Below are 23,951 nucleotides of genomic sequence, written 5' to 3' on the forward strand. Positions count from 1 at the left end.
TGCACCCGTTATTTTAATAATGAGAAAGCACATTATTTCTAATTTTTATTATTCCAATCTCTAAACTCCATCATTTTGAAGTCAATTTCCTCATCTATTTTCAGTGGGGTAATAAACTCTAAAGAATTTCCATCTGGGTCTTTAAAATATAAAGCAGCGTGGGATTGTGGGTTATTCGGCAGAACAATTGGTTGTTGTTCTGGTTCAAAACCAAAGGCTTTCCGAACACTTACACCTCTTTCTTCCAACCATTCTTTAGCATTTAGTAAATCATCTAATTCTACATGGAATGCAATGTGTCTAAGTGAAGGGTGATAAGGGGTCTCTACCTTATCTGTTTCCCATAAACCAAGCCAACTCTTTCCTTTTTCAATCCAAAAAAATGTTACTGCTTCTCCATGATGAGCTAACTCTAATCCTAAATTACTATAAAACTCAGTTGATTTGGATATATTACGCACTGGTAAATGTGCTTCATAAATACCTTTAATCATATGTAAAACTCCTTTAATATAGATATCTTTTATACTCTAAATATTGGTGAAAATATCCTTCCTAAATAAAACTGCCCCTTTAGTGCAATAACTTCAAAGAAAAAGGTCACTTCTCCTTAATTCAATATGAAACTTTATTTTTCAGCGTCTTTATTAAGACCTTTTTCTAAAAGTTTAATAATTACTTTATTCTGTTTAGTGGTTTTATGTAGATCCTTTGATATTATTGGTAAATAGTACATTATGAAGACACCAACGGCTAAAAGAAATAGCACAAAAACAAATTGCAAATCGACTCATCTCCTCAAAATAATCTTATAAGTAATCTTAACATTATTTATTTAACTCACCTGCCCGTTTATTTCATAAGAAAAGCCGCCTGAATTAGCAGCTGCTCTTGGATTTAAGCACTAGTTACTTTAAAAAGTGATCACTATTTACTATACATTTCCATTATAGCTTTTTCGATAATAGTTTTAATAAACGGTTCTTTTTTCTTTGTATATGTTGGTCTATCGAACTTATATTTAGAAGCAAGTTCTTTTTTTAATGAAGCATACTCTTTAGCTACATGGGGGTGTAACCTAAGATAATCTCGAAACAATAATTTTTCAATCCACTCACTGCTGTTGATTTCACATATATGCAAATGACAAGTGCCCTGTCCCATTACTCCCTTCCTAAAAAACCTTCTTTCTTTAAACTCAGGTTTATAAACATATTCATATTCAATTCCACTTAGAGGAATAACAAAGTTGGATACTTCATCTAAACACTGGACTCCTACAATAATATCAATTATTGGTTTAGCTTCTAATCCCTTTATTGAAGTGCTTCCAATATGTTCAATCCCAACAACTTTATCACCTAAAGCATCAACAATTCTTTTCTTCTCATATTCAAATTGTTTTTCCCAATTAAGGTTATAATCACTAAGATTAACAATTGGTTTTGTCATGTTGTTCCCACCTATAAAATAATACTTTTTTATCTAATTCTACAAAGCTAAACGAAAACCTCCTTCAACTAAACTGTCCCTGTTTGGTACTGAAGATATGCATCCTATAGGTTTAGTGCATACCTTTAAAAACTGATTTCACTTATTACAGGAATGATGCCCCTATTGTGACATAATAAAAGCCGCCTCAATTGGCAGCTACTCTTACAGTTTAAGTGTATTTATTCACATTGTTTTCTCATAAGCCTTCTACCTATAGTAATTAAAGGAAGATGTCTTAGCAATAGCTGAATTTTCAATGATCCGTCATAGAAGAAAAAATGATTATTCTTCAGTATCAAACCAATTAACTATAAGTGGAATTGTCTTTGCATAAGAACGGATTTCTTTTATCGTTTCAATTACATGATATGTACCCATCTTTTGTTCTTCTTCATCTGAACACTCAATCCATAAGGAGAGCTTAAGATTGTATTCTAACCAATCTAACTTACCTAAAAATCCATTTTCAAATACAGGAGCCCAATCTGTTTGAAATTCCCCCGTTCTCTTTTTATAACCAGCAATAAAAGAAAAAAATCTTTCTTTATCTATATTACCTGTTTCATCTTTAGAGCAATAAAGTGCAATTTCTATTAAATCATGCATTGTATTTATATAACCAGCTGACTCCCAAACAATTAACATAGGATCGTCTAAATTACATATAACATTTTTCGGATCTAAATTTTTATGACTAATTACTAAATGTGTTGAAAGCATTCTATTAGCTTTGTTAGCTAAAGAGGTCCACTCATAAAGTTTATCATAACAAGACATTCTGATAAGACTGTCCAAATTTTTTAAGATGGAGGTTAATGAGTAAGAGCCAACATATACACTTTAATGAATAATGTTTATCTGGCTCTTTTGAGATGTTGGAGTTATTGAGCTAATGCACCCGTTTGTTTAACTGTAAATGTTCACAATGTTACTTTATTATGGAATAAAAACAAGTGTCAGTCAGCTTGCTACCATCTGCGGATAAATCATCATTTCTTAAAGTGCCTTCTAATACAAACCCAAGTTTTTCTGGGATAGCACGACTTTTAAGGTTTGTTGATTCACACCTTATTTCAATTCTTTTAAATTTGATATAATTCAACCCAAAGTTTGCTAATTTCTCTACTGCTTCTGTCATATATCCAATACCGCTAAACTTTGTATTTATCCAGTACCCAATTTCACATTTAGGAATGTCCCAGTCAATTCCCTGAAGGCTTGTTGTTCCAATAAAGTCATTGCTTTCTTTTTCAAATATAAGAAAGCGAAAACTTTCTCTCTTTAAAAAATTTATGTGAGCATTTCTTAAATTTATCTCTGTTTCTTCAACAGTAGGAAGTTCTTGAGCAAATGGCAACCACGCTTTTAATTCATAAAAGGATTCACTAATTGCTTGGTTTACAATTTTACCGTCTCCTGTTTGAAGTGGTGCTCGAAGTATTAGTCTCTCTGTTTCTAATTGTATAGGAACATCTAACAACAAAGGATTCATTTGATTTCCCCTCTCTGAATTTTAATATTAAAAATGTAAAAGTAATACAATAAAAAAACTCTCACCTCCAAGAAAAAATTCTTGAGGACGAGAGTTATAACTTCGTGGTACCACCTCAGTTTGTTGATATGTCACCATATCAACCTCTTCAGGTACATTCATACCCTATCTTTCTATCGGAAGAATCCGTCTCACTATCCCTAATTTTCATTAGATTGGTAAGAAGCTCCGAGGCTTTATTCATTAAGACGAATACTACTCCTTTTCAGCAAACAGGAGCTCTCTGTAAATATCCACTTCTTAACTACTCTTCTCATCAACGCTATTTATTATGAAATTTTCTAAAAATTATATCCTTTATCATAAATCTTGTCAAAAAATTCTTTGTTAAATGTACCTGCCCCGTTAGTCATATAAGAATAGCTGCCTGGTTTGGAAACTGTCCTGGAATATAAGCACCCATTAGCTTAATAACTTTAAACATAGTACCCAAATGACATCACCTTTTATATCTGGTTGAAACTTTCTCACTCAAGGAATCTAACGTAGAATCAAACTTATAATGAATAATCAATTGATTCGGTTCTTCCCATTCTAATTTATATGCACTGTCCGAAAATGCCTTATAGCCATCATCTGTATTAATACTGGTTAAATAAGTCATATATAATCTTGAATTTGATAATTGGTATAGGCGACCATAACCTCTTTCAATCACTATAAATTCTTCTTTATTGTCTGGAGAAGAAAACCTCGTGTATTCAGCCTCTATTAGTAGATTTGGAAGGGACGGTACGATTATGAAAAATACCCCTACCGCAATTATTATTCCTTTTATACCTCTATCATTGAACAAATAGATTAGCGATACTATTGCCAGCATTATAAGCAAATTAGATAATGCCTGATGACTAATACCGTTTGGTGGTGTCCCTATCTGAACAAATACTCCATTGATTTGTAATGTTAGCAAGGAAAAAAGAAATAAAATACTTGTAATAAATGTGATAATAGCTACCTTTGAAAATTCTTTTGTATTACTTTTTTCCACTCTTTATCACCACACTTGAATAAAAATAGTAAATCCTTCTTCAATAATCCTCCCCTTTTATAAAATAAGAAAGGCTGCCTCATTTGGTAGCTGATCTGGAGCATAAGCACCCGATAGTTAAGAACTTTTGTTAATTCCAATCTTTCTTTAGTAGTGAATAAGAAAAATGGTCATAGTATTTGCCTCTAAACAAATGTTTGTCTCGATAAATCCCTTCATTTTTGAAACCTAAGCTCTCTAATGTATTTGATGACTTTTTGTTTTCCAAAGCTACATATGCATTTATCCTATTTAGTTTCATATTACTAAAGCCACTCTCTATTGCTGCAATCAATGCCTCTTTCATATATCCGTATCCCCAAAATTCATACCACAAATCATAGCCTAATTCAGCTATATTATTGGTTCTGTCCCATAAATGAAATCCACAGGTGCCAATCTTTTCATTGCTGTCTTTTTTCTCTATAATCCATCTATTGTATCCTTTTTCTTCTGGATTTTCATTCCACTTAATAAATTCGATTGCATCCTCTTTTTTCGTAAATATCTCTTCATCATATAGAAATTCACATATTTTTTCATTACTGAAGAGTTTAAAGATAAACTCGGTATCAGCATCGTTGACATTTCTTAATTTTAATCTATTAGTTTCTAATTCAGGGAAAAACCTTTGCTCACTCATTATAAACACCCTTTACATTGATTTGCCGTCTTATTCCATTAAACTGCCCCGTTTATGGAATTAGAACAGCCGCCTAGTCTAGGTCGCCGAAATTGAACGATAGACCCGTTAGTTCAAGTAGAATTTATAATAATGGAAGAATATCAGACAAATCGATAAATTCTAGTTCAGCTTCTGCTTCTGCTTTCGAACGATAAACGGTAATTTTATCATAGGGTTTCATGTTGTCTTGCCATGTTTCTATATTACTTAGAAAATTTTCTGCGTTTTCGGAAATTATAAAGCACTCTAAATCCCTATTGATATAACAAATTGGTGCGTCATTTTCCGAATCACACTGTTGATAAACAGTTCCGAAAAATCCTCCTTTACTATCTTTTGCCATAATATCTACATGTGGAACCGTAAAAAACTCTAAATGCGGAATATCATCGTCAAAGATAAATTGAATATCATTATCGTTAGCGTATCTTTGATACTCCTCATTTCTATCATGAACACCCATTGAATAAATGGTTGTTCCTGCTGTTATAATCTCAGTATCTTCTAAATTAATAACTATAGCACCAGAGAATGCTGTTCTATCTAGATAAATTTTTCGCATATAAACCCCCATTTAATCTTATTTTAAAGTAAAATGCTTATTACTTTTGTGATTTCTTATTCAACAAAACTACCCCGTTTGTATAACAAGCACAATTTTGTTGATATGCATAAATATTAGTATATATAGATTTTTAATGATTATCGAAAATACACAAAGACAAACAGCGGTGCTTAATCGTTAAGACCATCAAATACGCTCTCAGTAAAAAAAGAGTCATTAACTGGAAGAAAGTTTCTCAGTTTATCAAGCAAAAACTGTGTCGTCTTTTCAAGCGGTCACAAAAGATTGGTTTATTTATATTATCACCTAATAATTGGTATGCGTTAAATTGCTCCAAGTGGAATACTATCTTTGAGGTGAATAATATGAAAAGATTAGTAATGTTAACTTTTTTAATTTTAATGAGTTTTTCAGTCCCTATTTCTCTAGCACATGCAGAGAAAGATCCTAGCAGCAAGATCAACAAAGAAATTTACGCTTCTCCAGAAGAGCTTTTGGTTGATATGATTAATCCTTATATCACAGAAGTTGTTTATAAAGAATGTGGAGAAGGAGTGAATTGGACATTTGAGAGAGTCAACAAATTAGAATTGATTGTCGATCATACGGGATCAGAGTCAAAAAGTTGGTACGAACTTGAATTGATGATTCGTACATTTAGTTCTAACCTAAAGAATGAAGCTATGAATTTGGACACGGTGACCGTAAAGATTGATCCTAAAACGTACTTCGGCTCAATTGAAGGTAAGAGAAAGAACCTTGATGAAGTGTCCGTTAAAGCAGTTAAATACAGTCATCATCATCATGAATAAGGACTGTTTGAGCTGTTGCAGAACAGCTCATTTTTTGTAGCTGACTATTTAATGAAGTTTACTTTATCTGAAAACATAACATTTCTCAGCAAAAAAATGAACGAGTAAACTGTAAACCACGTTATAACACGAACACCATTTTTGTTAATCATGATCTCATTCATCATCCGATTTTTTGCCAAAATGAACTTCTGAGGGTAAATTCTTATCTTTGATAGTCTCTATAAGCAGCGGTTTATAGTGTAGATCAAGGCCCTGCTGAACTTCACTAGGTATGACACAAATCATTTTAATTTCATCCTTGTAGATAAATGAATCAATATCCGCTTTTTTTTCGTTTTTCGTTAAAATCCTTACATCGTACCCATTTAGTTTTTTTCTCTTACGCAAAATCTTTAACATTAAAACATCTTCACTTGTTGTTTTCACAATAATGTACTGCCCGAGATAATATCCTAGATTATTCGCTAGATTAATCATACTTCACCTCTTAAACTTAAATGCTGGCGGCATTTCCTCTGCCGCTGGGAAGTTATAAAAAAATAATTTTTACAGCTTTAAAAAATGTGTTGAATTAGGATATTTATTTTCACATATAAAACCAAATTTAAGATAAAATGCTCCTGCCTGTGTTGTATCTGTATAAAGAACAAGGATACTGTAATAACTTTTAGCAGCAGTGATTATTTCCTTCAACATAAAACCGCCAACACCTTTTCTTCTAACATCTCTGGAAACATAAAATCTTCTTAGCCTTCCGATTGTTTTATCATTGGTGAAGGGGTCTATATTCAGTCCAGCTATTGCTATTAGCTCCTCCTTCTCATTAAAAACACCATATAACCATTCACCAGGTTTATTAAATGTATTAGTCCCTTGTATATAATCCAGCTTTAATCTTTCTAAGAAATGAAACCCTTCTTCTTTGCTTTCTTCAAGCAACGGATCTATATCTACACCGGAAAGGTTCTCTATCGGTTGTATTTTGAATGTTGACATTTTCCCTCCTGAAATTTTAAAGTTTTGCACCAACTGATAATTTGAACTTTGTAAATCTTTATAATTCTAGCTCCTTATTCAAATACAGCTTGTCAGTGTTTAAGCTAATCCATTACTAAAGCAACCCAAACTTTATAAACCTGGCCATCATAATGTGACTGCACTTTAAATTCAGGAATTGATGCCAGCAAAAAAGAGAGTGCAAAGGCAATCTTGCAATCCGGGGTTATGTATCCATCAAATAGTCTTCCGTAGATTTCATTGGCAATTGAATCCGCCCAAACTTCAGCTTCTCTTAGACTATCAAAGATAAACTCTTCCGTTTTCCATCGAACCTCCATTTTGACACCTCATTATATCGATCAATTTAATGTAAGAATAACTTAAAGTTAAAGCCATCCCTTTATCCAATTACATCGTTGCTCCTATTGCCATGCTGTAATCAGTGCTATCACTAATCGCAGTTTGCAGTTAAGTAAAGCGCAACGTCTCTGATCTTTTCATCAGTCTCAGCTTCAATTTTTTCACGCTCTAGTGTATAGGAATAAAGTGTATCTCCTGCTATCAACTGGTCAGATAGATTTAACAAACCAACCGCGCTTTTACCAAACTTTCTGGCTGCTGCCAATGTTGCTGCTGTTTCCATATCCACTCCCTTATGACCGTTTAAAACCCATTCTTGAATCATCTCTTGCGTTTCCAGAAGCATTGCACTTGTTGATAAGACACTGCCGACAACATATGAATAACCCTTTTTTTCACAATATTCCACTGCTGCATTAAGAAGCTGCTCATCTGCCTTAACAGTCATGTGATTGGGAAGATACCAATGTGATGTTCCATCTTTCATTTCTGCTTCTGAAACAATAAGAATATCACCATAATTCACATCAAAAGATATACCTCCAAAGTATCCAGTTTGAATAAACTGATTGGTTCCTGCCATAGCAAATTGGTGTGTCATCATAGTTGCCATAGAGCTTCCATAAACATTGGCAAAGCCAATAGTCTTTCGTTTATATTTACCGATTACAGTGTTCCACTTTGGCAGCCACAAGTCCTCTTTTAAAGTATCTTTCCAATAATGCAGATTTTCTTCATGATTCCACTCCCCATGAATGATCAGGGATGCAGGAATCTGTAATTCATTTGCACAAAGAGCATTCAGCCAATCACGTTTAGTAAAATCACCATACAATTTCATACTTCTCACTCCCTGGAAAAATATCTGAACAATCATCCTAAGTGAAATAAAGATTATGATTTCGAATATATATTAAACAATTCTGATTTACTCCTAATCTTCTTACCAGCTATTAATTTGCCTAGACTAAAACACCAATACCCCAAAGATCCGCCTAATGTATTTAAAATAATGTCATCAATATCTGGAGTTCCTGCTGAAAAGATCAGCTGAATTCCTTCGATTAATATGGAAGTTAAGAAGATAAGGCATAATGATTTAAAATTTGTTGTAAATCTCTTATATAAGACGTGCAAATAAATACCGAATGGGAATAGCATAATAAAGTTCCCAATAATTTGTTCATCAAATATATGATAGTCAGTAAAAATATTAAATGGGACTAAATTGACGTTTCTGCTCAGGGAAGAATTGGTTAAGAAGTTTTCTAATGTTAGCGGGAATAGAGTCAAGTAGTACACACAAGCTATATATACATAGAAGCTTGCTAGGACAATCAGTTTGAAAATAGATATTTTTTTTCTCATGCACACATCAATCATGACAAATAAACTCAAAGGCAATATATTCAATGCAATATCGAACAGATGAGTGCTATTTATGCTTTCTGAAAATAGATAGGCAAACCTTGAATAGACCATATTTATGATCAATAAGAAAAATGGAATAACGGCAATGACTTTTTTAAACATAAAATCGGTCTCCTTTCTATTTTCTAATAATTGTTATTTTTCTAAAAGTATAACATAGATGCAAATATTCAAGGTCACTTTCAAAACAAAAACCCTTCCACACCTGAAAGGGTTTTTACTACTTTATTATTCTGAACCGTCAATCGGATCCACAATGACTTTTCCGTTTTCATCTAATAATGGGGTTAATCCGCTGCCTTGTGTATTCCAAACATGCATATAATTAACACCTGTTTTCCGATCCACTAAAATGTAGATCAGTCCGTGCTGATAATTTTGGACTAGTTTTTCATCAAATCGTTTTTCTTCTTTGTTTTTGTCTCGAAACATGCTTTCTCACTCCTAATTTAATTTTTTAATAGCCTTTTCGCTTCTTCGTAATGTTTTTTAGAAGGTTCCCTGTTTATTTTCCTCACCGCTAGCGATCTAATCCATTTTTCTTGTAAGCGTAAATAAAGATGCCTAGAGATACAATCAGCCAGCCGAAGAGTACACCTATGTCCGTTGTATTCCATTGGTATCCACCTTCTGAAAACAAGCTGTTGACATAGTTTGTTAATACACCTGTATACGTGTAGTTTAAAACTTCTGCAAGGTCTTGCTGCAGAACTTTTAGCACGGGTACTGACGTTAAGATTAGTGTGATCGGTAAACTGATTAAAGAGGTTTGTGCTTGGTTTTTGGAAAATATGCCTACAATATAGCCAATTAACAAGCTGATAAAGCTGGCCACTGTTGTAATGATAAAATAACTGGCAAAAGGGAGTTCTGTAAAAGAAATACCGCTAACAGGAATCATAATCAAATTCGCTAAAACTAGAATCACAAGTGGCGGAATTAATGTTCCGATTAGATATTCTAACCCGTTCACTGACGATGTCATGAGAACTCGCAATGTGTTCTTTTCCTTTTCTTCTGCTAATGGACTGCTGCTCATTGAAATACCCGCAATGGCAATGTTAAAAACAACCCCAAAGCTTAGCACAAAAGCACTGGTGGAGAAACTCAATCCCTCTTCATTTACATTTAAATCCGGCATGATATTTTTCATGACGATTGCGAACCCTATTGCAAAAACAGGTCCTAAAATGACACCGAGGTTGTTGATTAATGTTTGAAACTTCATCCCTATAATCGCTTTTACTTTTCTCGCCGAAACGCTCACACTAATTCCCTCCCGGTTAATTCTAAAAATACTTTTTCTAATGTCGGTTCACATGAATGAATGGTCATAAGCTCATCATTTGCCATCCACTGGCCAATTTTTTGCCCTGTTTCGTCTGAATGGGGTAATGTCAGCTCTCGTTGATCCTTTAGCAAGACTCTATAGCTTTTGTTGCGATTATATTTTAGGCATAATGCCTTGGGGGATCCATATTCGACTATAATGCCATCATTCAGAAGAGCAACATGATCGCAAAGCTTTGTTGCTTCGTCCATATTATGTGTGGTCAGGAAGATCGCTGTCCCATTTTCTTTTAATTCTAACAAGAGTTCATGAATGGCTTCGGCTGTACTGGGATCAAGACCACTTGTTGGTTCATCTAAAAACAGCACCTTCGGCTGATGCAATAAAGCTCTTGCAAGAATTAACCGCTGAGCCATGCCCTTCGATAATTTACTCGCAATTTTATGTTTATCCTGCAGCAAGCCAACTCGTTTTAAAAGGAAATCAATCCTTTCTAGATCAACATCTAATAATTTTGCAAACAGCTTCAGGTTATTGTATACGGACATCCTTTCATATAATCCGCTATTATCTGTCACAATGCCTACCTGTTCATAAATCGTTTCATTTATCTGTTCTACCGGCTTTCCTAAAACGGACGCTGTACCTGAAGTTTGTGTTAATTGACCTGTTAATATTTTGATTGTTGTGGTTTTACCTGAACCGGATGGTCCAAGAAAACCAAAAATCTCTCCTGATTTCACCGAAAATTGAAGATCTTTTAAAGCAGATTGATCTTTGAATGTTTTCGATAAGTGCTCAACGTGAATCACTGTCGACTTATTCAATTGCGTTTCTCTCCCTTATCATAAAGATATTTAGCCTGGCTTCCTAAAAAACGGTCCTTATCTGGACATGTTCTTTTAAGCCGCCCCTCTGACTTTAGTTTAGGGAAATGCATTGAAAAAGTCGTAAAAGTCCGCTGAATCGTACCAAAAAAAGCCCAAATGCATCAAAAAAAGGCTGAAATGTACTCATTTCACCCTCAGTTGTACCTAAAAATCAATATATTGTTTCATTTCCTCTAAACGATTCCGGGATAGAGGCAATTTCACGTGAGGATTTCCTTTCAAAATTAATGTATAGCTATTTTTCGAATAACTAATTAATTCTGACACACGCTGCAAGTTCACTAAATAGGAACGATGACATCTGAAAAAACCAAATTTACTTAATTTTTCTTCTAAGACATTCATTGTTAGATCAGTTGGAAAATACTCTTCATCTATCCGTATATTGCTGACACTATTAATACTTTCAATGTAATCAATTTCATCCGGACTAAAGAAAATCGTTTTATCAGCCATTTTACAGCTCACTTTAAACACATTCGTCGGTTTAAAGCTATTTTCATCCTCTTGCTTCTCATGAGAGGCATCATCTTCATCAAGGGCAAGATCCGTTTTTTCGAGTCCTGTCGATGTATGATATCGATAAACCTCATTGCTTAATAACAATAATTCCTCGATGGAATTGGATGTAAATAACGTAGCAATCTCTTTTGACCGAAACGGCTCTAATGCCTTTAAATATAGCTCAATTCCATCAGCTGTTTGATTATGTAAGGGATTTTCGATTAAAATCACATCCGGAGTGTACAAAAACATGCGAAATAAACTGACCCTTTTTCGCTGATCCTCTGTCAGCTTTTTAATTTTCGTTCCCCAAACATCCAAAAGAGAGAAAGCAGGTATGTAATCCTCCAAATCGTAAGCGAAGTTTGCAATTTGCTTAAAAAATTTCATGTAACTTTGTACGGTTAACGTATCATATAAGCCATCATCTTTATGCTGAGATAAAATATTGTCCGTTTCAATTTGTATTTGACCACTTGTCGGCGGAACACTCCCGGAAATCAAATCAAATAGCATGACACTTTCTTCGCTGGACATTTTTATTCCGATTTGATCGTTCCTTCTAAGAGCTAAATTAATATTTTTTAGAATGATACGATGATCTTCTTGTTTCATGACGTTTTCTAATGAGAGTAGGTTCATTGAATGCACACTTTCTTAATTATATTTGGCTGTTTTCGAAAACATTGCTGCTATAAATCTAAATGAGTAGAGGGTGATTTCCGCTCCGAGATGCTCGCTTTCCGAGATGTGGTAAGCTTGAGCCTCCTTATCGCATACCTCATATGGAGTCTCAACTACCCACTCCACCCAGAAGTTTCGTCCCTTTTGCTAAGCTGTATATTCATTTTACTAATTTAACCAGCGATTAATATAACCGATGTCCATATAAATATAATCTTTACTCATGATAGCAAGCAGAACCATCGATTGTCCAATTCGGTAAAAGTGTAAAAGGAGTACAGGAGGCGTGGTGGTGGCTCTTCTAAATTGCTGTGAATATAATGCTTTATTTTAATGAAAAAGCAATATTTATCGGTGATATTGGAAACCATCAGCAAACACTTGTTTCTGCATTTAACTGATATATGTTTGGCAGTCTGTTTATTACTCTTTATGAACCATTACTTAAGGGGAAACCTGAATAAGTATTAAAATTTATTCATTCTTTATGAATTGCTGCTTAGTGCACTAAGCGATTGGACGAGAGTGATACTATTTTTTAGTGCTAAGAGATGCATTATATAAATTCTACAAAATGTTGCTGACTGGTGCAGTATTTTTTAATGGTCTAATAACGAGGAATTCCAGTTTTAAAGAAGGATTTTTGAACTTGGATAGCTAATTTGATATATAGTTAATATACTTATAATGTAAAAAAGAGGTAAAAAATGAAATATATCCAAGAAAAATTAAATGAAATAAATGGTGAAGTTGGAATTATTGTCTTTTCAAATTCAAAAGAGGAAATTATTTTCTCATCTAACGAGGATTTATTAGTTCCTCTTGCGTCTGCTGCTAAGGTGGGAATTGGTTATTGTATCGCTAAGTTTATAGAAGAAGACGAATTTAAATGGACTGACCAGATTGACCAAATAATTTTTAATCCAAAAGAGGATAGCAAAGAAATATACCCACACCTCCAGTCAAGAGACTCTCTTTTATTACAGGAGGCAGTTGAAGTTATGATTGCTTGTCACGATAGCTTAATTGCGAATCGTGTTGTTCATTATTGTGGAGGTTGGGAAAAGATTAATCAAAAAATACAATCTAGTTTTATTCATATGAATTTCACAGAAGACCCCAGAGATATACAAAACGTTGGAAAATTGAGCGAGTTAATGGGCCTAATGCAGATAATATACCAAGGCTATAAACATAACTCTAAGATCTGGGCTCCTATTGTCAATGGTTTAGTCAGGCAGCGTGGGGTCATTAAGGGAATAGCGTCTCACCACCTGACTCATATGACTGGTGGTTTATCTAACGCAGCTATTGATCTTGGAATCTTAGGAGAGTTTTCTAAACATCCCTATTTATATATATTGGGTGCAAATAAACTGCCGAATAGATTTAATGATGATTTCGCAGATAAAAAAATTATGGAATTGATGGTTTTACTATATAAACTAAATCAAATTGAAGTAAAGGATTTAAATTAAAGTATTTTTCAGAAATAAAACTAAATATGAGAACAAATATACTTAAATAGTACTTTAACACTTAAAAAAAATAATGAAAGAGCCTAAAATATGCAAGTTTTCTGCACTATGCCATTTTTAGTATTATTTAAATGCTAAATATACCACTTCATAAATAAAATTCAATTCATCCTGGAGGTAAGAAATATTCCAAAAATCTTTAATCAAGTCTTTAAGTATGGGATTAAATTTGATTGGATTTTCATTCAGAAGAAAGGTAGAACTTCTTTGGCTTTTATGAATACAGCATTTTGAAAGAAAGCGAGGAACCAACTTCAGTTCCCCGCCGCATATCCTTTATTTATGATTCTAATCTTTGTTATATTGCATCTTTCTCTCCATCGCTAAACTAAAGTTTTCATAGTTATCGATATAGATGAGCTTCAGTCTTCTCTCTCTAACAATGTTTCTCAACAATAGAGCGCGATGATATTTTGCTTCAAAGCACGTTCGGCTTAGATTGACGACTAAAGTTGTGTCATCATTAAAAATGACTTTCGTGTGCCTGCCATCTACACTTGGATAATCTTTTATATGTTCAGGATTAAGCCATTGGCAGGTCTCTTTATATGGTGATGTCACTGGGAACATCACTATATTGTTGAATTCGCAAATGACAATTGGCAGCATGTTATGATTTCTGAAGTGTATTTTTGAAAATTGCATAGCTGCCTGGAAGCTTGATTTGTTATTTTCTAATGTCTCATTTAGTATTTTTCTTGGTGATTTCCTTACTTGAAGTATGTCTCCTTCTAGAAGTACTGTTGAGTATAGGTTTCCGAACTCATCATAATAAGGGTTAATGACTTTGGTTCGTTTATTTATATTGTATTCATTGAAATACTTCAAATAAAAGCCTCCTTAAACTCATGTACTATTTTATTATTTTCAAAAAAAGGGTATACTCACAAGTAGAGTTGGTAGGCAACTCTTAGGAATCCCTAGACATGTCCTTCTACGACACTTTGTCTAGGGATTTTCTTTGCGTTGGTCTGCTGTTTGAATGAACATCACTCCCTTTGTATTCATATTGGATCTTTCCTATACATTACATGGTTCTCACCTCCTTAAGCCAGTGTATAAGTTTATCCAGATTGACTTTATTGTTAGCGATATAAAATAATTGTTCCCGGCCAAGGTTTTTTCCCTCAAACTGCTTCCACTCCAAATTCGAAGGTTTCCAATCGACCTGTTCTAGGCTCTGTATCCGTTCTTTTATCATCAATTTGCGCTGTTCAACGTTTTCTTCTATTTGGCCCTCATTTACATACTTGGCAATACTTAAAAGGACAGGAAAGCTAGCAAGCATACATTGACGATAATCTCCTATTTGTGTTGGAGAATAGATCTTAAAAAGCTCAGCTAAAAATGTGTTAACCAAATTTATATAGTCTTCCTGACTTAGCGGCAGCGGTATTTTTGATTCTTCTCGTCTAGGAAGGGGCTGCCCATTCAAAAAAACTTGAACAATCTGTCTAAGCTGTGAAAGGGAAACAAACTTTTTATTTGTTGGTCTGATAACGGCCCTTTTTTCTATTTCAACTCCTGCAATTTGAAGGTCGGTGTTCGATTGTAATATTTTATTTGTGATTTGGTTCACTTGATTACGCGAATCATAGGCAATTATTTTAGATAACGCAACTGTTTTTCCTTTTGTATTTAAATCAATATAAAGCTGATCTGCCTCTTCCTTTGTCAGCCTCTCAAACATTTGAATGGCAAAGCTAGTTTGCTGCAGCAAATATTGCAGGCTGTAGCCTTTTTTTATTTCCTTCGGGTCTTCGCTATGCTTTGATTTCATGATCATTTCTTCTAATTGCTGCAATGCAATCATTCTCTGGGTACCATCAACAATTGCAAACTGATTTGGTTGATGATGCTCTGTTAATGGTTCTTCTATGTTTGCTACAAATGGGGGCAAGTAAATATGTCCTGTAGCAGCGTTATCAATGATATATTTCTTTATAATTCTAACCTGTGACTGATTTACATCTCTTAATTGTATTGCATTTGCCTTAAGGAGCTGAATCAACTCAGCAAAGGAGTAAATCAGAAAGGTTTGTTTTTTAGAAAATACAAGATTAATGCCCATGAATGAGCCCCTTTTCCTCTTCAATTATAGTTGTAAATAGATTAGCTGTTTTTCTGATTGTTGTAGTAGCAGAGTGGTTTATGATTCGCTTTTTGTCGGGGTCGTATAAATGATAGAATAGCGGGTCATGATGCTTCCAGTTACAGCGTTTACTTAAAATGTGCAAGGATGCTATGGCTTCCTGATGAGTTAATTGGTGGTTTTTTGTAAGTGTATAAACGGTATAACCAAGTGCAATCTGGATACCGGTATATCCTGATACATACTTTCTTCGATTTGCTATTTGCCGAGGAAATAGCTGTTTCCATGCAGTGAAAAAGGCAAGACTAATTTCCTCAACCTCTCCATCATGATATTTCTGAAAGAATGGTTCTCCTTTTTTAACGCTTAAAATCCCTTCAAACATAGCTAAAAGACAACGCCTCATAACAGCGAGTGATGTCACGGCAGTGCTTTGCATGGTAATCCGTGATAACTTTTGTTCAATCTCGTAATATTCATTTACTTTCTCAGCCACTTTTCTAGCCAGTTCAGTATACTTGTCTCGCTGATCATATTGCATGACTAAACCAACATGTGCTTCTCTTCTTCTAGTATTAATATCCGAGAACAGCTGCTGCTCCTCATTTGTCGCTAAATCTAAATAGATATACATCGAAATAGGATATTCTTCTAATTGTTCAATTTTTCTTTTGAGTAGGCTTCCTTCTTCTTCGTTCCCTTGCATCTCAACCATTTCTAATTTTGTTTTCAGATAATTCATCGCACTAGATAGAGCGCTTGTTCGGTGTTGGCCGTCTAGTATAAACAGCTTGCTGCCAGGCTCCAGCTTCCATTTTTGCTCTTCCAGCTTAATTGCTCTTCTCGCTGAAAAAATAAATGGGGAAAAATAGAATTCTTTAGTATCGAGGGCATTCAGAATAAACTCTCTAATTTCGAGCCGCTTTTTTGGATCCAGTTCCCGCTGTACTTCAGGGTCGACTTTAAAGATCGACTCTAAGGATGAAAATCTAAGCTGAGATATCAGCACTTCTTTTCCAAATTGATGTAAGCTTTGTCCTTCAAGTAAATATGAATTTGCCATGCAGTACCAACCTCCTATTAGGTATTATGCAAAATAGGAAATGTTCTGTAAATGACTAAATCCAGTGCACAGCCTCTTATATAAAACATAAAGACGAAATTGCGTATTACTTGTGTTTGCTTCACTCTTGACAGTTCATCAGATTTTCGTATAATAGAATATTTCTCTTCATACAGAGAAAAAATCACTATGTTTCTATCATTTTCATGAATAAATTCCTTTCTTTTTGCTTCTCTTTAGCTATATAGAATCTAGTTTTCTCTAGTTCACAAAGTTTTCATAGTTCCAAAACTTTTTTTAAAATTTATTTCATATGAGGACATTCTTTGTTTTATATAGATTTTCTGTATCTATGCTAAGGTTTAAAGCAGCTTTTTATCAGGCTGTCTGGTAAAAAGCAAACCGAACTTTAGCTATTAGCATAAAAAAACTGCTCCTCAACCGATTGGTTAGGAGCAGTTTCTTTTATTTCCCGCAGCACTTCTTATACTTCTTCCCGCTGCCGCAGGGGCATGATTCGTTTCTGCCCACTTTTTGCCTTGATTTTATATCAATCATGTTGCTGCTGGCAGGTGTTGCTAACACAGCGGTTGGCTTTGTATTTGGTTTGCGGATTTCTTTTGGTGCGTAGCCTTTTAGGTGCCATTGTTTTGTATGATTGACTAATGTCGTAACAGGATTCATAAAATCATTTACCTCATCAACATCCTGAAAATCTATGTATTCCTGTAGATAAAGCAGAATTTCACCCAATTGCTTGCCTTTCTTTATGAGAAATACAATTTCTCCTACAATGTTTTCTGCTTCGGACTTTTTCATGGGATAGTGAGTCACCATGTATTGCACAAGCTGCTGATAGCTGGCGGTTTGATCAATGTAGCCAGGTTCACTTGCTTGTAAGAGCTGTTCCTTTGTAAAGGGATAAAACCCAATATGCGGACGCATATTATGTTCATTTTTGAGCTTATCTAAATCTTCCAGTTCATCATGCTGAACATAGCCGTCTTTAAAAATAATTTCTGAGCCATATACTCTGCTATCAAGTAAAAGCTCTAAATACTTTAGTAGGCTTACTGGCTTTTTCAGCAGCTTTTCAATCATCGATAATAACTCATTGTACGAGACTGCACCATAATAAAAAAGTATTCCTTTTGTAATTTTTAATAGCTCCGTGTTCCGTTTGACTGCTTGCTTTATGTCAGTGCTATCACAAAGCGCCTTTAGCTGCTCTACAAGATCTGCTGGAATATAAAGGACTTTTTCTCCGTTAATCGATCCTGTTGCTACTATGCCGCTTTCACGAAAATAGGCTATCTTTTGATGAGATAAATCAGTAAAAGCATAATACCCTCCATTTTGGAGAATCTTTTTGATTACCTGCATCCTTTCTGCATCAATCCTTGCCAAAAAAGATTCCAAATGATTTGGGATGCTTACATTTAGCACTTCTATTAATTGTGCTTTTTTTAATGCACTGAGTCCCTGCAGCTCGTAAAATTTTCGAATGAAATCTAATTCCGCTTTCGTCTTCGTGCTCAGGGTATCTTCTAGACTAATAGGGTAGTCCACTGTTGCATAAAGCTTTTTATCTCTCTTTTCTTTTTCCAATATAACCGTTTCTTTCATATTGGAGAGTGCATTTAAAAGCTGTTTCTCTACGTTGCCGCTCACTTTATTACTCATTTCTTTCACTCCATTATATCTTCGTACTTTCTTAATTGATGAGGGTATTCTACTCCTATGTGTTCTACATTAAGTTTTCGCTGCAGATCAACCGGGAGAATAAAGATGATCTCTTCATTGCACAGGTCACTGACTTTAATCTCATTTATTCTTGTATAACCGGAAACCTCATCGCCTATCATAGCAAGCTGAAACTTGGATTGTCCATAAATGTTGATAAGTAGTTCAATGAACATCTCATGAATTCATTTTAAACATTGATTTTGCTTGATGGTTAAAGGATAGTCAATTGAAAAGCTCTCTTCTAATTCTGATTGGGGAATTGAAACAATAATAGAAGCTGTTTCATCATCAAGAACAATGACTTCAACAAGGCTGTTAAGGGTAATGGTTTCTGAATAAGTAAATTTTCCAATAAACGAATATGTTTGCTCTTTATTTAACTGTATTGGAAGCTGGACAGGCTGGCGTTTTTCTACATAGTTATCCTTATAAGCTAAATCCATGTGCTTTGCTATGGTTTTGAGCGCTGCATTTATAACGTCTTCGTGGCTTCCATCATACTGCATTTCCAGTTCATAATAGCTCCCACGCCATTGAGCAGGGTCGCTTATTTTTTTGGTCATTGAGATCTCCCCGTCATCTTAATGCATCTATAATTTGCATTTATCATTGTAAAACATTACGAACGCAGCTTCACACGATAATGTCCCATCGATTTTGGTACTCCTTTTAACTCAAGAAACCCTGTATAGATTAAGTCCCTTATCCGATATTCCAAATAGTCCGCATGTTTGAATTCTTTACGGTTTTCCAAAACCTCACCAATAACACTGCCTGTTTTAATAAAGTCTTTTTGTTCCTGTGCCTCATGCAATTTTTTGATCGTATTTAAAATCAGTGAATCATAGTGATTCTGTTTCATTTCCATAATTGCATTGTCACGGTAAATCCGCAAAACTCCCTTAGCCTGTGAGAGTGTATTCCATTCTTTATGATATTGATACAGCTCTGCTTCATTTAATGCCTTAACTTCTCCTCTTTTTTCAAAAAGAACCCTAACATCTTGAGAGGCAAGATAACTTGTATATAAGAATTCTTGTTGTGCATCCTTTGTTGTTATGTATTTTTCATAGAGTTCAACAAAATTCATTAGATAAATCACATTTGTTTTATGCCGCAGTATGTATAAAATAAACCGCAGGAATGTTTGTTCAGATGCATCGTTTCCATACCAGATATAAATCGGAAGAGTTTCTGGAATGTCTTCGATCTCCCGAAGCATATTCCTAAATTTATTTTCACCCTCAAATTCTTCCTGCTCACTATTAATATGGTCAAACAGCCATTCATTGCGATACTTTTGTCCTTCTTTCTCATGCAGCTTCCAGATGGGACCGATTGCAAGAAATTCAGTAAAGCCTATAACAGCCTTTGGATGCTGCACTCCTATTCTGACCGTGCCTGCTGCGGATTCGGAAGATACAATATGTACGCTATCCACTTCTTTGAATGGATCTCTGCTGAACGGTTTACAAGCCAGCAATGAGCGGTATTGCTGGATGCTGTTGTTGATTTCTTCAACCATATCGTTCAACACATCCTGGTTGACGAATATACTGAATCCTTCAGGCGGGTTTGTCTCTTCATGTTTAAACGTTTCAAACGCTTCCTCGTCAGCTATTTCAAATGATCTCCACTCGCCATTTTGAGTCCAATTCGAAACGGTTAAATACTCCGTAGAGTCCATTTTGTACATATAGACCCTTTTAGGCTCCAGATAAAAATACACGAACGGAAATCTGACTTTGCTTTTCACTTCGAACCACTCCTTTTCTATAAATTTTACCATATTCACTCATGTTAAAAAGCGCCATTTCCAATTAGAAATGACGCTTCGTTTTTGAGGTCAGAAAAGAACCTCATTTTTTCAGCTGTACTCTATATATTCTCTTGTTTAATACTCTCAATAATATTATCCTGATTGACTTTTCGAATTGAATACAGCATGGATGTTCCTACAATCAGGAAAATGCTGATAATGCAATAGAATATATTCATCCACGGCACTTCAAATTTATAGTCAAATGATGAGGTTGTAGCATAATAGATCAGATACATGACAATAAGGCTGAGCGGCAGGCCGTACAGTATGGATTTGAGACCGTAGAAGAGACTCTCATAGCTGATCATTTTATTAAAGCCCATCGGTGTCATCCCTACTGACTTGAGCATAGCAAACTCTCTTTTTCTAAGGGAAACACTAGTAGATATTGTGTTAAAAATATTCGCAACTGAAATCAAGGTGATCAGCGCAATAAAGCCATAGGTGAAGACAGAGAGAATCAAAATTAGCTGTTCCTGCTCCTGTCTTTCTCTGTATAGATTATAAACATGAAGATCAGCGTCGGCGTCTTCAATCATTTCCTGCAGTTTTAGCGGGTCCGAACTTCGGAGATATACACTTGAATTGGCCAAGTCCTGAATGTCAGCTGTCACTAACTCATTATAGACCGCTTCGGTCGTAATAAAATGAACACTGCCTGGCCCGGCGTAATGGATCCCCATTGGAACCTCATTTGTTTCAGCTGCGATTGTGATATCTGTAACGCTCTTGTCTATTGATTGTCCGTAATCATGATAGTACAACGATAAAGTATCACCAATCTCCTTAATAATGGCTTCTGTCTCGACAAATCTTCCACTTTCGGAATCTTGGTATTGTGCTGTGTTGACCATAATGACCGGAAAATCCCCTGAAGTTTTATCCGAAAAAGAATATGCACCTATTTGTTCCGCATATTCTTCAAAGCTTTGTTCATCTAAACTGGAGACCGTCGCATTGTAAAGAAACCCTTTTTCGTCCGACTCCAATAGTCCGCTTTGTATGTCTTCTTGGAGCGGCAAAGCAGCTTCCTCTTCTTTTACATAAAAATTTAAATCAATATATTTATGCAGCACAGAGCTCTCAACCAAGTCGTACTCTGTTACACTTGACAGCTGTTCGGTTTTCTCTTCATCATTGCTATTTAGCGAAACTCTAATGTCAAAATTAATCCCTTCTTGAGATAATTCTAATGATTTTTTTAAGCTATCGGTAAAAAAGGAGACCGATAAAAATAAGAGAATGCTGATGACAAGGGAAAAAACGGTCACATTATAACGGCGTTTGTTTCGTTTTAAATTTTTAAGCCCTATTTCTCCTTCAATGCCAAATAGCTTTCTCACAAGTTTCGGTGTTTTAATCTTTTTGCCTGTGAGTTTTACATCCTGTGATTGGCGAATCGCGTCAATTGCAGATATTTTTGAAGCCTTAACAGCCGGTAAATAGGTTGATATAAAGATGGTTGCTAACGACAAAAGGCATGCTGTCACGATGGACATTGGGGTAATGACCACCGTTAATTTTTCTGAAATGCCTAAAGCTCCTTCAATCATGTCATTGATTAATAGGAAGGTTATCCATATACCTGTTAAACCGGCAATGATCCCCAGCGGAATACTGATAAGAGCGATCACAAAACCTTCAAAAAAGACGGAATTCCTTTTTTGGCGTTTGGTTGCCCCCACACTTGACAGCATTCCTAAATGACGGGATCTTTCAGAAACACTTATCGCAAACGCATTATAAATCAATGCAATAGACCCGATCATGATAACAGCGACTATAATCCCCAGCAGCCTATACAATGTAGTTTGCAGGTTTGCATTATCTGTGACACCGTAATAGCGGAGCAGACTATCATTAAAACTTAAGGATGTTTTCTCCAATCCAATGCTTTTTGCTAAAGCTTCCGCATGGTCAAATATATCCTTATTAATGTCTTTGACGATCACAGATACATCAGCTAAAAGCCCCGCTTCTTCACCATCAACAAAAGAAATAACCGTATATCCAGGCGACCATGTTGGCTCCCATTCTGGTCTTTCAATCATGCCAACAATTTTAAATGTCTGTTCATCAGTTTCTGCAATCGTTTCAGCGGTTTCGCCGTCCAGCTGAATAAGGGAGTCGGTTTGTTTTAATTCTCTTTCAGGATCAGCGTCAGGCAGAGTATTCACTCTCTCTCCCACCTGAAGTGTCAATTCATCGCCAACCTGATAAGAAACTCCTCCATTTGTTTCAATATGCTCTGACAGAACTACTTCATTACTTGCTTCGGGCAATCGGCCCTCTTTTATATGAACCGGGTAATTCTTTAAGCCAGCTGTATCAAAGGATTTAATAAAGACATATGGTTTGTTATCATTTTCAGAGCCAGTTAAATAGGCATAGCCATCATTTCTCGATAGGAAGGATGATTGTGTTTGTTCGTCATCTTGAATCGCCTGTATTTGTTCTTTACTTACATTTTCGTATGACACATGCCATTCACCATGATTGGCAATGGATTGTTTTTTAAATAAATCTAGAAAAGAGACTCCTAAAGTCGTTACGGCAACAATCATCGCAACAGATATAATCACACCAAAGATCGTAACGAGCGTTCTCCTTTTATTCTGTTTCAAATGCTGAATGGTCAGCTTGTTCACAATATTCATGGATGAAGCACCTCATCCTTTGCTATCCTGCCATCTTCAATTGAAATAACGCGATCTGCTTCGAGTGCCACTCGCTCGTCGTGGGTAATCACAATGAGTGTTTGCTTATACGTTTTATTAAACATTTTCAGCAGGTCCATAATTTCCTCGCTGTTTTTGCTGTCCAGATTGCCTGTCGGTTCATCTGCAAGCATAATGGCAGGCTGGCTGATGAGCGCTCTTCCAATGGAAACACGCTGCTGCTGTCCGCCTGATAGCTGATTGGGCAAATGTGACAGCCGGTGTTCTAGGCCTAGTGTATTCACAATATCAGTTAAATGCTGATTGTCGACTTTATGTCCGTCAAGCAGTACAGGCAGTGTGATATTTTCTTCTACTGTTAATACAGGAATTAAATTATAAAATTGATAGATCAATCCAATTTGCCTGCGTCTGAAAATCGCAAGCTGTGATTCGTTTAATCCATAAATATCGGTATTGTCGACCAGCACCTTGCCGCCCGTTGGAATGTCGACACCGCCAAGCATATGCAGCAAAGTTGATTTGCCAGAGCCGGATGGCCCAATAATCGCCACGAACTCACCCTTTTTGACTGAAAAAGAAACATGATCAAGGGCTTTAACGGCTGTATCTCCTGTTCCGTACACTTTAGACAGATTCTCTATTTTTAAAATATCCATATCATATACCTCCAACATTCAATATACATAAAGTATATCTGCCTAAAATGACT

27 protein-coding genes and 1 other annotated feature are annotated in these 23,951 nt (G+C 35.3%); of the genes, 2 read left to right on the forward strand and 25 right to left on the reverse strand.

From position 1 onward, the window contains the following. Positions 1–38 precede the first annotated feature (38 nt). The 7 genes from B7E07_RS13080 to B7E07_RS13110 all read right to left on the reverse strand — a co-directional run bounded on the left by B7E07_RS13080 (position 39) and on the right by B7E07_RS13110 (position 5,323). Entirely contained in the window at positions 39–494 is a 456-nt protein-coding gene (locus B7E07_RS13080) for a VOC family protein (protein ID WP_080846277.1), read from the reverse strand. Between the two features lie 433 nt (positions 495–927). Then, a complete protein-coding gene (locus B7E07_RS13085) occupies positions 928–1,452 on the reverse strand; it encodes a GrpB family protein (RefSeq protein WP_080846278.1) in 525 nt (174 codons plus the stop codon). 324 nt (positions 1,453–1,776) lie between these two features. After that, positions 1,777–2,271, reverse strand: a complete 495-nt coding sequence (locus tag B7E07_RS13090; RefSeq protein ID WP_139785635.1) for a hypothetical protein — start codon at positions 2,269–2,271, stop codon at positions 1,777–1,779. Between the two features lie 151 nt (positions 2,272–2,422). After that, positions 2,423–2,986, reverse strand: a complete 564-nt coding sequence (locus tag B7E07_RS13095) for a GNAT family N-acetyltransferase (RefSeq protein ID WP_080846280.1) — start codon at positions 2,984–2,986, stop codon at positions 2,423–2,425. An 80-nt stretch (positions 2,987–3,066) separates the two neighbouring features. After that, positions 3,067–3,315 (reverse strand) — a binding site (T-box leader). 170 nt (positions 3,316–3,485) lie between these two features. After that, on the reverse strand, positions 3,486–4,037 hold the full coding sequence (locus B7E07_RS13100) for a hypothetical protein (protein WP_080846281.1): 552 nt from the start codon (positions 4,035–4,037) through the stop codon (positions 3,486–3,488). A gap of 130 nt (positions 4,038–4,167) precedes the next feature. Then, entirely contained in the window at positions 4,168–4,719 is a 552-nt protein-coding gene (locus B7E07_RS13105) for a GNAT family N-acetyltransferase (protein ID WP_080846282.1), read from the reverse strand. A 124-nt stretch (positions 4,720–4,843) separates the two neighbouring features. Beyond that, on the reverse strand, positions 4,844–5,323 hold the full coding sequence (locus B7E07_RS13110) for a hypothetical protein (protein ID WP_080846283.1): 480 nt from the start codon (positions 5,321–5,323) through the stop codon (positions 4,844–4,846). A 404-nt stretch (positions 5,324–5,727) separates the two neighbouring features. Between B7E07_RS13110 and B7E07_RS13115 the strand changes: the two genes are divergently transcribed. Continuing rightward, on the forward strand, positions 5,728–6,138 hold the full coding sequence (locus tag B7E07_RS13115; protein WP_218970424.1) for a DUF3888 domain-containing protein: 411 nt from the start codon (positions 5,728–5,730) through the stop codon (positions 6,136–6,138). A 156-nt stretch (positions 6,139–6,294) separates the two neighbouring features. Here B7E07_RS13115 and B7E07_RS13120 read toward each other — a convergent pair whose 3' ends face one another. The 9 genes from B7E07_RS13120 to B7E07_RS13160 form a co-directional block, all read right to left on the reverse strand. Continuing rightward, entirely contained in the window at positions 6,295–6,618 is a 324-nt protein-coding gene (locus tag B7E07_RS13120) for a hypothetical protein (RefSeq protein WP_080846285.1), read from the reverse strand. A 69-nt stretch (positions 6,619–6,687) separates the two neighbouring features. Further along, positions 6,688–7,137 (reverse strand): GNAT family N-acetyltransferase, encoded by a 450-nt coding sequence (locus B7E07_RS13125; protein WP_080846286.1) that lies wholly within the window; start codon positions 7,135–7,137, stop codon positions 6,688–6,690. Between the two features lie 104 nt (positions 7,138–7,241). Continuing rightward, complete coding sequence (locus B7E07_RS13130) at positions 7,242–7,478, reverse strand: hypothetical protein (protein WP_080846287.1); 237 nt, start codon at positions 7,476–7,478, stop codon at positions 7,242–7,244. A 113-nt stretch (positions 7,479–7,591) separates the two neighbouring features. Then, positions 7,592–8,341: a phosphorylase family protein gene (locus tag B7E07_RS13135; protein WP_080846288.1), complete on the reverse strand. Its 750-nt coding sequence runs from the start codon at positions 8,339–8,341 to the stop codon at positions 7,592–7,594. Positions 8,342–8,394: 53 nt separating this feature from the next. Beyond that, entirely contained in the window at positions 8,395–9,033 is a 639-nt protein-coding gene (locus tag B7E07_RS13140) for a VanZ family protein (RefSeq protein WP_080846289.1), read from the reverse strand. 126 nt (positions 9,034–9,159) lie between these two features. After that, positions 9,160–9,363: a DUF6440 family protein gene (locus B7E07_RS13145; protein ID WP_080846290.1), complete on the reverse strand. Its 204-nt coding sequence runs from the start codon at positions 9,361–9,363 to the stop codon at positions 9,160–9,162. 88 nt (positions 9,364–9,451) lie between these two features. Continuing rightward, positions 9,452–10,198 carry an ABC transporter permease gene (locus B7E07_RS13150; protein ID WP_257391450.1) on the reverse strand — a complete coding sequence of 249 codons (747 nt, stop codon included), beginning with the start codon at positions 10,196–10,198 and terminating at the stop codon, positions 9,452–9,454. After that, positions 10,195–11,049 (reverse strand): ABC transporter ATP-binding protein, encoded by an 855-nt coding sequence (locus tag B7E07_RS13155; RefSeq protein ID WP_080846291.1) that lies wholly within the window; start codon positions 11,047–11,049, stop codon positions 10,195–10,197. Before B7E07_RS13155 ends, B7E07_RS13150 begins: the two co-directional genes overlap by 4 nt. A gap of 207 nt (positions 11,050–11,256) precedes the next feature. Next, a complete protein-coding gene (locus B7E07_RS13160) occupies positions 11,257–12,258 on the reverse strand; it encodes a LytTR family transcriptional regulator DNA-binding domain-containing protein (protein WP_080846292.1) in 1,002 nt (333 codons plus the stop codon). Between the two features lie 749 nt (positions 12,259–13,007). Here B7E07_RS13160 and B7E07_RS13165 point away from each other — a divergent pair. Continuing rightward, on the forward strand, positions 13,008–13,778 hold the full coding sequence (locus B7E07_RS13165) for a serine hydrolase (protein ID WP_080846293.1): 771 nt from the start codon (positions 13,008–13,010) through the stop codon (positions 13,776–13,778). A gap of 348 nt (positions 13,779–14,126) precedes the next feature. Here the strand turns inward: B7E07_RS13165 and B7E07_RS13175 are convergent, their stop codons facing one another. From B7E07_RS13175 to B7E07_RS13215, 9 genes are all read right to left on the reverse strand, one after another. Next, entirely contained in the window at positions 14,127–14,666 is a 540-nt protein-coding gene (locus tag B7E07_RS13175) for a competence protein ComK (protein ID WP_080846295.1), read from the reverse strand. Between the two features lie 199 nt (positions 14,667–14,865). Further along, positions 14,866–15,909 carry a DNA sulfur modification protein DndB gene (locus tag B7E07_RS13180; protein ID WP_080846296.1) on the reverse strand — a complete coding sequence of 348 codons (1,044 nt, stop codon included), beginning with the start codon at positions 15,907–15,909 and terminating at the stop codon, positions 14,866–14,868. Continuing rightward, positions 15,899–16,993 carry a DNA sulfur modification protein DndB gene (locus B7E07_RS13185; protein WP_080846297.1) on the reverse strand — a complete coding sequence of 365 codons (1,095 nt, stop codon included), beginning with the start codon at positions 16,991–16,993 and terminating at the stop codon, positions 15,899–15,901. Before B7E07_RS13185 ends, B7E07_RS13180 begins: the two co-directional genes overlap by 11 nt. A 465-nt stretch (positions 16,994–17,458) precedes the next feature. Then, positions 17,459–18,676, reverse strand: coding sequence for an SEC-C metal-binding domain-containing protein (locus B7E07_RS13190; protein ID WP_080846298.1), 1,218 nt, complete (start codon positions 18,674–18,676; stop codon positions 17,459–17,461). A 5-nt stretch (positions 18,677–18,681) separates the two neighbouring features. After that, complete coding sequence (locus B7E07_RS13195) at positions 18,682–18,912, reverse strand: hypothetical protein (RefSeq protein WP_080846299.1); 231 nt, start codon at positions 18,910–18,912, stop codon at positions 18,682–18,684. 9 nt (positions 18,913–18,921) lie between these two features. After that, entirely contained in the window at positions 18,922–19,302 is a 381-nt protein-coding gene (locus tag B7E07_RS13200; protein ID WP_080846300.1) for a hypothetical protein, read from the reverse strand. A 56-nt stretch (positions 19,303–19,358) separates the two neighbouring features. After that, complete coding sequence (locus tag B7E07_RS13205; protein ID WP_176215203.1) at positions 19,359–20,495, reverse strand: DUF1835 domain-containing protein; 1,137 nt, start codon at positions 20,493–20,495, stop codon at positions 19,359–19,361. 122 nt (positions 20,496–20,617) lie between these two features. Further along, on the reverse strand, positions 20,618–23,218 hold the full coding sequence (locus B7E07_RS13210) for an FtsX-like permease family protein (RefSeq protein ID WP_080846302.1): 2,601 nt from the start codon (positions 23,216–23,218) through the stop codon (positions 20,618–20,620). Further along, positions 23,215–23,898: an ABC transporter ATP-binding protein gene (locus B7E07_RS13215; protein ID WP_080846303.1), complete on the reverse strand. Its 684-nt coding sequence runs from the start codon at positions 23,896–23,898 to the stop codon at positions 23,215–23,217. The genes B7E07_RS13210 and B7E07_RS13215 overlap by 4 nt, the downstream gene beginning before the upstream one ends. Positions 23,899–23,951 lie beyond the last annotated feature (53 nt).

This window comes from Cytobacillus gottheilii, from assembly GCF_900166665.1.
GTDB lineage: Bacteria > Bacillota > Bacilli > Bacillales > Cytobacillaceae > Cytobacillus > Cytobacillus gottheilii_A.